This is a genomic window from Marinomonas colpomeniae, assembly GCF_014803385.1.
In the GTDB taxonomy this organism is placed as follows: Bacteria; Pseudomonadota; Gammaproteobacteria; order Pseudomonadales; family Marinomonadaceae; genus Marinomonas; species Marinomonas colpomeniae.
The window spans coordinates 1-12170 of the sequence record NZ_JACYFC010000005.1 but is presented as its reverse complement, the minus strand read 5'-3'; the positions used below and the strand labels follow the sequence as shown (position 1 = coordinate 12170).

The 12170-nt window shown below is 40.9% G+C and carries 12 protein-coding genes; 8 read left to right on the top strand and 4 right to left on the bottom strand.

All coding sequences use genetic code 11. The features are described from left to right. Positions 1-71 precede the first annotated feature (71 nt). Positions 72-491 carry a helix-turn-helix domain-containing protein gene (locus IF202_RS14355; RefSeq protein ID WP_191595606.1) on the top strand — a complete coding sequence of 140 codons (420 nt, stop codon included), beginning with the start codon at positions 72-74 and terminating at the stop codon, positions 489-491. Between the two features lie 71 nt (positions 492-562). Next, positions 563-970, top strand: coding sequence for a VOC family protein (locus IF202_RS14350; RefSeq protein ID WP_191595605.1), 408 nt, complete (start codon positions 563-565; stop codon positions 968-970). Between the two features lie 342 nt (positions 971-1312). On the opposite strand, the gene IF202_RS14345 is transcribed toward IF202_RS14350, so the two are convergent. Continuing rightward, the gene (locus IF202_RS14345; RefSeq protein WP_191595604.1) at positions 1313-2266 is read right to left on the bottom strand and encodes a sensor domain-containing diguanylate cyclase; all 954 of its coding nucleotides are present in this window, start codon (positions 2264-2266) and stop codon (positions 1313-1315) included. Positions 2267-2546: 280 nt separating this feature from the next. On the opposite strand from IF202_RS14345, the gene IF202_RS14340 reads away from it, so the two are divergent. Next, positions 2547-3182 carry a LysE family translocator gene (locus IF202_RS14340; RefSeq protein ID WP_191595603.1) on the top strand — a complete coding sequence of 212 codons (636 nt, stop codon included), beginning with the start codon at positions 2547-2549 and terminating at the stop codon, positions 3180-3182. A gap of 82 nt (positions 3183-3264) precedes the next feature. Here the strand turns inward: IF202_RS14340 and luxS are convergent, their stop codons facing one another. Then, positions 3265-3777, bottom strand: a complete 513-nt coding sequence (gene luxS, locus IF202_RS14335; protein WP_191595602.1) for an S-ribosylhomocysteine lyase — start codon at positions 3775-3777, stop codon at positions 3265-3267. A gap of 66 nt (positions 3778-3843) precedes the next feature. Then, a complete protein-coding gene (yjeH, locus tag IF202_RS14330) occupies positions 3844-5121 on the bottom strand; it encodes an L-methionine/branched-chain amino acid transporter (RefSeq protein WP_191595601.1) in 1278 nt (425 codons plus the stop codon). A gap of 208 nt (positions 5122-5329) precedes the next feature. On the opposite strand from yjeH, the gene IF202_RS14325 reads away from it, so the two are divergent. Then, a complete protein-coding gene (locus IF202_RS14325) occupies positions 5330-5758 on the top strand; it encodes an Lrp/AsnC family transcriptional regulator (RefSeq protein WP_191595600.1) in 429 nt (142 codons plus the stop codon). Positions 5759-5872: 114 nt separating this feature from the next. Here the strand turns inward: IF202_RS14325 and argC are convergent, their stop codons facing one another. Next, positions 5873-6904 carry an N-acetyl-gamma-glutamyl-phosphate reductase gene (argC, locus tag IF202_RS14320; RefSeq protein ID WP_191595599.1) on the bottom strand — a complete coding sequence of 344 codons (1032 nt, stop codon included), beginning with the start codon at positions 6902-6904 and terminating at the stop codon, positions 5873-5875. Between the two features lie 162 nt (positions 6905-7066). Here argC and IF202_RS14315 point away from each other — a divergent pair, with 162 nt between their 5' ends. The 4 genes from IF202_RS14315 (at position 7067) to IF202_RS14300 (ending at position 11906) form a co-directional block, all read left to right on the top strand. Next, positions 7067-8737 carry a chloride channel protein gene (locus tag IF202_RS14315; RefSeq protein WP_235963562.1) on the top strand — a complete coding sequence of 557 codons (1671 nt, stop codon included), beginning with the start codon at positions 7067-7069 and terminating at the stop codon, positions 8735-8737. 72 nt (positions 8738-8809) lie between these two features. Further along, positions 8810-10093, top strand: coding sequence for a glutamate-1-semialdehyde 2,1-aminomutase (hemL, locus tag IF202_RS14310; protein WP_191595598.1), 1284 nt, complete (start codon positions 8810-8812; stop codon positions 10091-10093). Positions 10094-10297: 204 nt separating this feature from the next. Continuing rightward, positions 10298-11290, top strand: a complete 993-nt coding sequence (gene msrP / locus IF202_RS14305) for a protein-methionine-sulfoxide reductase catalytic subunit MsrP (protein WP_191595597.1) — start codon at positions 10298-10300, stop codon at positions 11288-11290. A 1-nt stretch (position 11291) separates the two neighbouring features. Next, positions 11292-11906: a protein-methionine-sulfoxide reductase heme-binding subunit MsrQ gene (locus tag IF202_RS14300; protein ID WP_235963561.1), complete on the top strand. Its 615-nt coding sequence runs from the start codon at positions 11292-11294 to the stop codon at positions 11904-11906. Positions 11907-12170: the final 264 nt, after the last annotated feature.

Below are 12170 nucleotides of genomic sequence, written 5' to 3'. Positions count from 1 at the left end.
CGCTTTACGCTGCGCTTCAAGCGGCAAATTATGGCGGCGTTATATTTTAAGTGGCTCAAGGAATATATCTTATGGCTACGAGCTATAAATTTGAAAGATTAAATATTGGTAGGGATTATATTGCTAATAATTATCAAGCACCGCTCAGCTTATCAGGCATAGCAAAGTGTTCTTATATGTCACCTTATCATTTTTTGCGTGTTTTTAAGGATACTTATGGAGAAACGCCTAACGAATTTTTGATTCGGCTTAGAGTCGAACAAGCTAAAAAAATGCTTATTACGGGGAATTTTAGTGTCTCAGAAATTTGCGAGGAAGTGGGTTACACAAGTCTTGGTAGCTTTTCTTCATTATTTTTAAAACAAGTTGGTGTTGCACCTACTTTATATCGTCGTAAGCTTTGGGCTTTGTCTTCTGAAGCGTACCGTTTTCCCTCGCAAGCTATACCGGCATGTTATGCATATAATTTTTTAGGTAAATTGTCTAATTGAGCAATATTGGAGAAATACCATTTTGATTATTTCTATATGATAAAGATTAATTAACAACAGGGAATATATAGATGATCACATCCATAGCACATACAACAATATACGTACTTGATCAGGAAGAAGCGCTCGATTTTTATAAAAATAAGCTCGGTTTCGAGGTCGGTGATGATATGAAAATTGAAGGAGATTTTCGGTGGCTAACGGTATACCCAAAATCTAAACCACAAACTCAGCTAGTATTGGCAGAGCCAAAAGAAGGGCCGATGTTCACCAAAGACGCGGCCGAAAAAATACGAAGTTTAATCGAAGAAGGTGCATTTGGAGCTGGTGTTTTCGAGACTGGAAATTGCCAAAAAACGTACGAAGAGCTTGTGGCTAAAGGTGTGGAGTTTATCCAGCCTCCTACAGAGCAGCTATATGGCGTTGAAGCTATGGGCATAGACAACTCTGGAAACTGGTTTAGTTTGGTTCAACGATAAAAATAAAATATAAAAAATCGTTAAAGCAGGGCAAATAATAGTTGGCTTTTGTTCCCGCGTCGCTTATTTTAGCCAACATATTGTTTGCCTTTTAACGAGGCATTGAGGCTGTAGAATTTCTTCTAAAAGAACATTTCCATGTTCTTTTGTGGTGGTGATTGGGTCAAAGTAAAATTGAGTTAATTATCTAGAGGATGGTTAGTGCCAATTACCGTTTCAAGGATATGTTTAATGTTTAAGTCGCCAGAGACTGTCTTTAAAAATGCATTTGGCAGTTTGAGGTGAAATTTATAGTCGATGTGTTTTTGAAGACATTGGTTTCAATGCATATTACTTGAGCGATCAAGTAAGTTTTTTATCATACATTAAGCTGTCTGCTTGGTTTAATAGTTTTTCAAGGTTCAAATCCTTTTCATAATCAATCGCCACAATGCCTTCACTGAATGAAATCTCGTATTCAGAATGAGAGTTTTGATTATGTGTTTGTAGAGAGTTTCTCAATCTTGAAATGGTTTGTTCCGCTGTTTCCTGTGATGTATCCGTTAAGAACATAGCAAATTCATCGCCACCTAAGCGACCTACCACATCTGATTTACGCACATTTTCTTGTAAAATTTTAGAAAAAGCATTCAATGCTTTATCGCCTTCAGCGTGTCCAAAAATATCGTTAATGGCTTTGAACTTGTTTAAGTCTAGAAAAACCAATGCAGAAGATATGTCATGACGTACACAAATATCTAAACTATTTTGTGCGAGTTTAATGAAGCCTCTTCGGTTTGACAGTTTGGTAAGTTCGTCTTGAGTCGCTAATTGAACAGCCATGAGTTCATGCTCTGTTAATTCTGCTAAGTCCTTTAAGACAGCCAAGTCATCAGTATTAAACGTTCTTGGTTTTGTGTCCATAATGCATAACGTACCGAGCATTGTGCCATCAGCATAACGTAATGGGCACCCAGCATAGAAGCGGCAATAAGGTGAATTTAGTACGAAAGGGTTGTCTGAAAAGCGTTCGTCTTGCAATGTGTCAGTAATGATAAATATTTCATCACCAAGAATAGCATGGCCGCAAAATGACATGTCTCTTGATGCTTCACTTATATCTATACCGACACACGATTTAAACCATTGGCGGTCTTCATCGACGAGGCTAACAAGAGCCATAGGAACATCAAACATTCGCTTTGCTAACCGTGTAAGTCTATCAAAACGTTCTTCTGGTAGTGTATCCAATACATTTAAAGAACGTAGTGCATTAAGGCGCTTTTCTTCATTGTTAGGAGTAGTAGGTTTCTTCATGCGTTATCTCTTGATATATATTATTTTTTTAAGATAAATCTATATAAATACCACTATGCTTATGTCGTAACATTGCAGTAAATAGTGGGCAGTAAAGATAATGATAGTCCAAATATCTGAGAGAATGAATGATTGGTATTTAGAGTGCAGTTAATTAGTTTATTGGAATTTTAAATTGTATAAAAAATAAGCTGACAAGCCTTTTTTTTATCTGTAAAGTTGCGCTCCTTTTGTGGCTTTCTGGCCACTTTAATTTTTTTGTTTTCGAGATTTAACTGTTATGACTTTCAGTGTTTGGTTAACCATTGCGCCGCTTTTAATGTTGCTGTCTTTAGGGCCGGGTCCTAATAATTTTACGGCGATGCATAATGGTATTCAGGTCGGTGCAAGAAAGGCGTTAATTGCTGTGATTGGTCGGAACTTTGCCTTTAGCTTGTTGATGTTGGTGTCTGCATTAGGGTTAGGGGCGATTATCGTTTCTTCTGCGTTTTGGTTTAGTGTGGTGAAATGGTGTGGTGTGGCGTATTTGTTTTACGTTGGCATCAAAACATGGCGCAGTGCAGCGGTGGTTCTGGAAGAGCATGAAAGTGAAGAAGGAACGAAAGCAAAGCGAGGCAATTTTGCTCGTATGCGTCAGGAATTTTTAGTGGCTATTGGCAACCCCAAAGCAGTGTTGTTGTTTACGGCGATTTTCCCTCAGATGTTGGATCTTAGTCAGCCAGTTTCTATGCAGTTTTTCTGGATGGGGTTAACCTTTTGTATTACTGAGTTTATCGCGGCTTATGTTTATGCTATGAGCGGTAAGCAAATTCGCCGTTTGATTCGTAGCCCGAAAGGCATGCGTAATTTGAATCGTAGTATGGGCAGTGTATTTGTTATGGCGAGTGGCTTCTTGGCGACGGCAACTCGGGCTTAGCCGAATGTATTATTTATTCTAATTTGTACAAACAAAAAAAAGGGTGGCTAAAAAGCCACCCTTTTTTATACACAATAAAAGCTTAGCTATGTTCCTTAAGGAATTCTTCGCTTAGGTAAAGCTCTTCATTGCTGTTTACTTTTACGTCACGGTCTAGAATCATTTGTGCGATTTTCTTCGCTTCTTCTAGGGAGTGCATTTCGTATGTACCGCACTGGTATTCGTTAAGCTCTGGAATGTCTTCTTTCGCTTTTACAGCAAGCACATCAGTCATGGCTGCTTTCCATGACGCTGCCACTGTGTCTTCTGTTGGTGTTCCAACTAAACTCATGTAGAAACCTGTACGACAGCCCATTGGAGAGATATCGATAATTTCTACACTGTCGCTGTTTAGGTGGTTGCGCATGAAACCAGCGAATAAATGTTCTAGCGTATGAATACCGCGCTCTGAAAGAATTTCTTCATTTGGTACGCAAAAACGTAAATCAAATACGGTGATGTCGTCACCTTTTGGTGTCGCCATGGATTTTGCTACGCGAACGGCGGGTGCATCCATACGTGTATGGTCTACACGAAAACTGTCTAATAATGGCATAAAAAACTCTCCTACTTGTACATTCTAGATAACATGAATTTTGATAACGACTCATAACAATTGTGGCTATTGTACATGAAGTTTTGAATCTTTGATGGGAGTTTTTGGTGCTCTGGTGAATTCGTAACAAAGCGCCAAGCAAAACATGATAACGGCAAATAACATGCTCTGGCCTATGAAAAACACCATAAAACCACAGCTGATCAAGGCAACCACGGCCAAAACTTGAGCAATGCGATTTACTAATTTGATGGCGGCGATGCAGGTTAATGTGTAAATCAGTAAAAAGCTTCCGTTGGTCATCTCAATAAACCACGCCATTTTCCAGCCTGACAGTTCAGAAAATACAATTGAGAAAAGCGTAATACACCCGACTAGTAAGACGGCTTTTTCTGGTGCACCATTTTTATTAAGGCTTGCAAACGTGGTTGGTAAAGCACCTTGCTTAGCCATGGATTGAATCATTCGGGAAAACCCTAAGATGTAAATTCCCACGTTAGCAAAGGCGATAATGTAAGCGCCAACGGCGAAAATTCGGCTGCTGGTTTCTCCCATGAGTTTGCTGACGAGCAGAGCCAATGATTGGCTGTTAGTAACTTCGTCGCCATAGGTATGATGCCAAGCGATGAGCAGCACCAAACTCAGATACGCTAAAATAACGAGGGTCATTCCTCCGAGTAAGGCGATAGGGAAGTCACGGGCTGGATTTTTAAATTCTGCGCCCATGTGCGCCATCACTTCTATGCCGAGAAAACACCAGAATATAACGCCTGTTGCATAAAACGCTTGTTGCCAATGATCTGGTGTTGTTGGTGTCTTAATCACTTGCAGGCTGGATTGAATGTCGCCGATAAAACACAGCCATAAAATAGTGATGATCATGCTGATCACAACGCCTGTTTGAAAGCGTGCAGAGGTTTGCATTCCGACAATGGAAAACGCCAACATACCTATCAATGTTATTAGGCTAAAAACCAGAATCCATTGATCCGATGTTTTAAACACAATGGTGAGGTAGGCCGCTGCGACTTTAATAGCAACGGCTGGACCGACTAATAAGATGCTGAGAAATAACCAGCCAACGGCTTTTTCATAACGAGCTCCAAAGGCACGGCCAATATAATGGGAGGCGCCGCCAGCAGAGGGGTACTTTGAACCGAGTAGTGCAAAGATGAAAGCAATCGGAATGACCATGGCAGCGGTGATTAGCCAAGCGTAAAATGCAAATGAACCGGCTTCTGCGACGGACATGGCGGGTAAAATCATTAGGCCAGTACCAATGAAAGTGGTGACTGTCATGGCGATACCTTGTATCGGGCCGAGGGTTCTTTGATATTGAGACATGGGGTTGCCTTTGTGTCATTGTGCTAATAGTGGAATAAAGCGGTGGCGTTCAATAATTGAATTCAACAGCTGTTTTTTATTGTGGCTAAGGATAAAATAGCGGCTTATATAAAGCGCTATACAAGCTGTCTCTATTCGCACGCAAATTGTCGGAATTTCCGTCAATTTGAATGACACATATGATAAATACAATAAAGAGAGGAATCGGGTGGCAGATCATTACGATCAAAAAATATTAGCCTTACTTGTGGATGATGCGCGACTTTCTGTTTCAGATATTAGCCGCCAAGTGAATTTATCTCGCTCGGCGGTGACTGAGCGTATTAAGCGTATGGAAGATAATCGCACTATCACTGGCTATCACGCACACACTTCGGTTTCAAAGGAAGAAGGTGTGACAGCGTATTTGGCGCTCACTTTTAGACCTTTGTCTTGTGATCTTGTGCAGCCGCTTATTGATGCGATTCCTGAAGTGAAGTTGGCGCATTCTATTAGTGGTGATTTGGATTTATTGCTTCTGATTCAAGCAAACTCGATGACTCGTTTGAATGTGATTCGAAGTGAAATGGACAGCTGGCCAAATCTAGATAAGGTCGTGACGCATATGTGTTTGGCGAATCGATTGGACAGATGGTAATGAATTGAACGTAAAGTGGTTAATGATTGAATGAACATAAAAAAAATGGGCCTCTTAAATTGACATTAAGAGGCCCGTTTTTTATGTGAGAATCTTGTGCTGTTAAATTAAGCGTTAAGGCATCATACCTAAAGCCGTTAATCCCATGTTTTCAGGAAGATCTAAAACAATGTTCATGTTTTGGATGGCTTGTCCTGCCGCACCTTTTACTAGGTTATCGATCACAGAAAGGATAACGACTTTGTCACCACCTTGTGGGCGGTAAACAGCGATACGACAGAAGTTCGCACCTTTCGTGCTGCGAGTTTCTGGCAGACTACCGGCTGGCATCACATCAACAAAAAACTCATCTTTGTAGCGCTCTTCAAATAACGCCTGAAGATCAACCGACGTATCCGTCAATGTCGCGTACATAGTGGAATGTATACCACGGATCATAGGGACTAAATGAGGTACAAACGTTAAGCCAACGGGAGAATCGCTTACTGCTTGTAAACCTTGTTTGATTTCTGGCAAATGGCGATGTCCATTTACGCCGTAAGCTTTAAAACTTTCACTTGCTTCGCATAATAATGAACCAACGTTGGCACCTCGTCCTGCGCCACTTACACCTGATTTCGCATCAACTATAAGGTGTGCAGTGTCAATGATTCCAGCTTCTAGTAAAGGGATTAAGCCTAGTTGTGTTGCTGTAGGGTAGCAGCCTGGATTAGCAACAAGTTGAGCGTCTTTGATGGCTGCGCGATTTATTTCAGGTAAACCATAAACGGCTTTTGCTACGTAATCTGGTGTGCGATGTTCCATTCCGTACCATTTAGACCATTCAACCGTATCTTTAATACGGAAGTCTGCGCCTAGGTCAACGACTTTTACACCACGGTCAATGAGCTCAGGAACTTGATCCATTGCAACGCCATGAGGTGTGGCAAAAAACACTAAATCGCATTTTGCTAATTCGTCTACACTAGGATTTGTAAAACGCAGGTCATAATGACCGCGTAGGCTTGGATAGATATCGGAGATCAATTTACCTTCTTCACTTCGAGAAGTGATGGTTGTTACTTCTGCTTGTGGGTGGTTTGCGAGAAGTCTTAATAGCTCAGCTCCGGTGTAACCCGTGCCGCCAACGATACCTATTTTATACACTGTCTTTTCCTATTATTTATGCCTAAAGAAAGGCAATTGCGAATTTGTCTTATAACTGATTGAATAGTGCACGAAATTTGCTCGCGTTGAAAGTGAGGTAAGGGTCTGAAAGGGTTAAATTTAAAGGAAAAATGGTCTCGTAAAGCAAGGTCTTATAATGATTTGTCCCTGTTAGCGGTTTTGGGTGCGTTATGTGGGCTGTTTTGCGGTCTTATCATGGTGTTGTTTTATGCCGTTATTTATTTGCCTGCACGATATTTTATTGGTGTAGATGTAGATGCCTTTGAAACATTGCCTGTTGAATGGCGTGTGGGTTTATCGTTTTCCGCTTGTCTTTTTTTAGCGTTGATTTTTACTGGTTTACCAGAGCGTCTTCATAAAGTCGGTGTGCCTTATGTGGTTGAAAGGCTGAATTACTATAATGGTAACTTGCCTATTTGGAATGCAGTTGTGCAATTTTTTACGGCGGCGATTGGTTTAATTGGCGGACTTTCGATTGGTAAAGAGGGACCGGCGGTTCATTTGGGCGCAACGCTTGGTGGTTATTTGGCGAGAAAAGCCAAACTACCTCAATACGGTGTTGAGGTATTGTTGGCTTGCGGTGTTGCTGGTTCTATCTCTGCTATTTTCCAAACTCCGTTGGCAGGCGTTTTGTTTGCCTTTGAGGTGATTTTTCTTGAATATCGCCAACGTTATGTCTTGCCTGTTCTGTTATCTTCGGTGATTGCGACTCTCGTTAGTCATTATCTTATAGGTCCTTTGCATATTTTTAGTATCGACAGCATTTCGTCTGTGGTGCTTTCATTAGATCTGTTTCTTGCCTGCTTTGCCCTAGTTGTTTTTATTGTACTTTTGTCTGCGCTTTTTTTGCATACACAAAAACTATTGTGGCGTTTCAGTGATGTGTCCGTTTGGATTCGGTTTTCCGTTATTGCTGTAGTAACGGCTTTGGCCGCAATTTATTTGCCCCAAACACTTGGTAGTGGTTATGGCCCTCTGACGGATGTGCTGTCTGGCGAGTTTGTTGTTTATTCTTTATTTTTATTGGTGATTGTAAAAACACTATTAACCTCTTTGACTGTTGGCTTAGGCGTTCCGGGTGGGATGATCGGCCCTACTTTTATCATTGGAGGTTTGGCTGGTGCTCAAGTAGCGCAAATATTTGAAAGTGAATTTATCAATGTGGCTTTATTTGCTTTGCTTGGTATGGCTGCAATGATGGCTGCCAGTTTTCAAGCACCTTTAACGGCATTGGTGGCGATTGTCGAAATGACTCATTCTTCTGAGGCGATAGTTCCTGCTTTGTTTGTTATTGTTTTGGCCTGTTTACTCACAAGAGTCTTTTTCCATCAAGAATCTGTGTTTGCTGAAAGGCTCAGTTATATCGGAATGGTGTCTTCGATAAACCCTTTTCAGCGTTATCTTCGACAACATACAGTGAAGCCTGTTGCAGAAGATGTGTTGTTGCTTTCTGCTCAATTACCTCTTGAGCAAGTAAAGGGTTTAGCCTTAAGTGTGGTAGACTACGCAGTATTTAAACACGTAGAAAAATGGTATTTAGTTCGTCGTAGTGCACTGCTAGATACCTTGCAGACGCTAGAGTTTGGGCCTCAACCTTGGCTTGTTATTGAGGGCGAAAGAGTATTGATGGATTTAACGACAGCGCTCGAATCCACTCCTATTCAATTAATAGATGAACCTGATTCATTAGAAGCTGTTTTGAGTTGGTTCCAGACTACTGGATTGCCGGAGGTTTTGGTGTCGTTGCCGGATGATTGTTTTTGCCTTGTTTCTCGACAGCGTTTAGATCAGTTTTTATTAGAAGATAGTTGAGCTGCTTTGTTCACTAATTTGAAGTTGTTGTTTTAAGTACACTACATTTATTTGTTATAGGATTTTAGAAAAATGAGTCGATCAGAAGATTTATATGCACGAGCACAACACCGTATTCCTGGTGGAGTAAACTCCCCAGTACGAGCTTTTAATGGTGTAGGTGGCACGCCTGTTTTTTTCCAAAAAGGAGAGGGTGCTTATATTTATGATGAAGATAAAAATCGTTATATCGATTATGTCGGATCGTGGGGGCCAATGATTCTAGGTCATTCTCATCCTGATGTTTTGGATGCAGTGAGGCAGCAACTTGATTTCGGCTTGAGCTTTGGTGCGCCAACGGAAGTTGAAATTACCATGGCTGAAAAAGTCTGTGAACTTGTGCCTTCTATGGACATGGTTCGCATGGTGAACTCGGGTACCGAAGCGACTATGAGCGCGATTCGCCTTGCTCGTGGTTATACCGGACGCGATAAAATCGTCAAGTTTGAGGGGTGTTATCATGGTCACTCTGACTCTTTATTGGTTAAAGCGGGATCTGGTGCTCTAACCTTGGGTGTACCGAACTCTCCTGGTGTCCCTGCTGATTTGGCGAAGCACACAATTACATTGCAATATAATGATATTGAAGAGGTGAAACGTTGTTTCGCTGAGATTGGTGATCAAGTGGCTTGTATTATTGTTGAGCCGGTTGCTGGCAATATGAATTGTATTCTGCCTGTGGATGGATTTCTTCAAGCACTTCGTGATGTGTGTGATGAGTCTGGTGCGGTTTTGATTTTTGACGAAGTAATGACAGGATTCCGTGTTGCACTTGGTGGTGCTCAGGAGCATTTTGGTATTGTTCCGGATCTGACAACACTTGGTAAAGTTATTGGTGCCGGAATGCCAGTTGGCGCATTTGGTGGCAAGCGCGAAATTATGGAATGTATTTCACCGCTTGGGCCTGTTTATCAAGCTGGCACTCTATCGGGTAATCCTGTTGCTATGGTGGCCGGTTTAGCTGTGCTGAATAAGATTAGCGAGCCAGACTTCCATAAAGTATTGGGTGCGAAATCAGCTCGTCTTGTTGCTGGTTTGAAGCAGGCAGCAGAAGACTGTGGTGTGCCGCTTTGCGTTGTTAGTGTTGGTGGTATGTTCGGCTTCTTTTTTTCTGATGCTGAGGTTGTAAGCAGTTTTGCAGAAGTGCAGTTGTGTAATTTAGAGCGATTTAAAGCATTTTTTCATCACATGCTAGAAGAGGGTGTTTATCTTGCGCCTGCCGCTTTTGAGGCTGGATTTATTTCACAAGCCCATACCGATGAAGACATTGATTATACAATAGAAGCTGCCAAGCGTTCTTTCACCAAAATGGTGTAGGTGATTGAATCAACAAAGTGATGGGTGTGAGTGTCTGCTTTTTGAATTTAAGAGCTGAATGACAGTGCCGAATGCAGGCGCTAAAATAGAATAGGAAAATTGCCTGGCAATTTTCCTATTTTTTTGTGTAAAGATAAGATGCTTTTATATTGAACTAGCGAGGCAAACCTTTGTCTATTTCATTAACTAGAAGAGGGTAGTGCTATGCTTATTCGTACTAAGAAAGTATCAGATTGTTTAGAATCGGAAGTGACTGATGAGTCTGTTTATCTAAATCGTCGCCAATTTATGAAAGCAACTGGCGGTATCGCATTAGGGGTTGGTGGTATTGGTAATGTTGCGGCGGCGTTGCAAGAAGGTAATTCTCTTACTCCACCTCCATCACTTGCCTCTTCCTTTCAAAATATCATAGAAACACCTTATGGATTAGATGAAAAAGTAGCGCCTTTTGATGTTGCTACATCTTACAATAATTTCTATGAATTTGGTTATGGGAAGAATGATCCTAAAGATAAGTCTTCAGAGTTTAAAACCACCCCTTGGGCTATTACTGTAGAAGGTGAAGCTGATAATACAGGTATATTTGATCTTGATGACATTATCAAAGCATCAATGTTAGAGGAACGTATTTATCGTCTGCGTTGTGTTGAAGCGTGGTCAATGGTTATTCCTTGGGTTGGTGTGTCTTTGGGTGATGTTCTTAAAAGATTTAAACCAACATCAAAAGCAAAGTATGTTTACTTTGAAACCTTGTATGATCCTCAGCAAATGCCTGGTCAAAAAGGTGGTGGTTTAGATTGGCCTTATCGAGAAGGTTTGCGTATCGATGAGGCGATGAATCCATTGGCATTACTTGCTGTCGGCATGTATGGAAGTGTTCTTCCTAATCAAAATGGCGCACCTGTCAGGTTGGTTTTACCGTGGAAATACGGTTTTAAAAGTATAAAGTCGATTGTAAAAATACGCTTTGTTGAAACCATGCCCGAAACCACTTGGGGTACGTTGGCACCTAGTGAATATGGTTTTTACGCAAATGTTAATCCTAATGTAGACCATCCTCGCTGGACTCAAAAACAAGAGCGACGCTTACCAGGTGGGGTTCTATTTCCAAACGTAGTTGAAACGAAAATGTTTAACGGCTATGAAGATGAAGTTGGTTCTTTATATTCAGGTATGGATTTGAAAAGGTTTTATTAAGATGTCCTCATCCACATATTGGGATAGAAAAGAGAAACCTTATGTCATGCTTTTGTTTATGGGGCCTTTTCTTTGGATGATTGCATCGCTCTTCATGGGGCGATACTTTCCAGATCCTGGAAAGGCATTAATGAATATCAGTGGTGTTTGGGCGAGTGTTTTTATTATCGCCGTATTATCTATAAGTCCTTTCGTTAAATATACTTCTTTTAAAGTACTGTCTCGTTATCGACGTTTTATTGGTTTGGCAGCTTTCTTTTATGCATTGTTTCATCTCTTAGTGTATTTGGTGTTGTTTGCAGGCCTGAGTTTGTCTTGGATTGTTTCTGATTTAATTGATAAGCCTTATATATATGCAGGAGCTTTAGCGGTTGTTCTTTTGACTATGCTTGCAGTGACCAGTACGAAAAAAATGATGCGCCGAATGGGAAGGAATTGGAAGAAGATGCATAAGGCTGTCTATATTGTAGGTGTTTGTGTCGTTGCCCATCTTTGGTGGCAAGTGAAAAGTGATATTACCTATGCCGCCTGGATAACGGCATTTATTGTGCCTTTGCTCTGGCTTCGTATTCGTCAAAATCCTATCTATCAAAAATATTTAAATAAAACTTCATAAAACACTTGCACTAAATCTATAGATCTTTAATATACGCACCTCGCTGACACGGACAGTGCTTCACTCTTTAATGAGTTAAGCAGCTTAAGTGAATAGGTAACGCTCTTTAAAATAGATAATCAGATAATTTGTGTGGACGTTCGCTGGAGACTTCAGAAGATCTACATTTACAGACTTTTGTTTGTGGGTGAGAGATCAAAAAAATTGAAGTCTTACGAAACGTCTACATATTAATTCGCTTTATGTTGGTTTGTTTTCTCCCAA

Excerpts from the sequence above, each read along its gene's own strand:
- IF202_RS14355 (WP_191595606.1), top strand. The coding sequence starts at position 72 with ATGGCTACGAGCTATAAATTTGAAAGATTAAATATTGGTAGGGATTAT.
- IF202_RS14300 (WP_235963561.1), top strand. The coding sequence starts at position 11,292 with ATGTCCTCATCCACATATTGGGATAGAAAAGAGAAACCTTATGTCATG.
- yjeH (WP_191595601.1), bottom strand. The coding sequence starts at position 5,121 with ATGTCTCAATATCAAAGAACCCTCGGCCCGATACAAGGTATCGCCATG.
- luxS (WP_191595602.1), bottom strand. The coding sequence starts at position 3,777 with ATGCCATTATTAGACAGTTTTCGTGTAGACCATACACGTATGGATGCA.
- hemL (WP_191595598.1), top strand. The coding sequence starts at position 8,810 with ATGAGTCGATCAGAAGATTTATATGCACGAGCACAACACCGTATTCCT.
- IF202_RS14340 (WP_191595603.1), top strand. The coding sequence starts at position 2,547 with ATGACTTTCAGTGTTTGGTTAACCATTGCGCCGCTTTTAATGTTGCTG.
- IF202_RS14350 (WP_191595605.1), top strand. The coding sequence starts at position 563 with ATGATCACATCCATAGCACATACAACAATATACGTACTTGATCAGGAA.
- msrP (WP_191595597.1), top strand. The coding sequence starts at position 10,298 with ATGCTTATTCGTACTAAGAAAGTATCAGATTGTTTAGAATCGGAAGTG.
- IF202_RS14345 (WP_191595604.1), bottom strand. The coding sequence starts at position 2,266 with ATGAAGAAACCTACTACTCCTAACAATGAAGAAAAGCGCCTTAATGCA.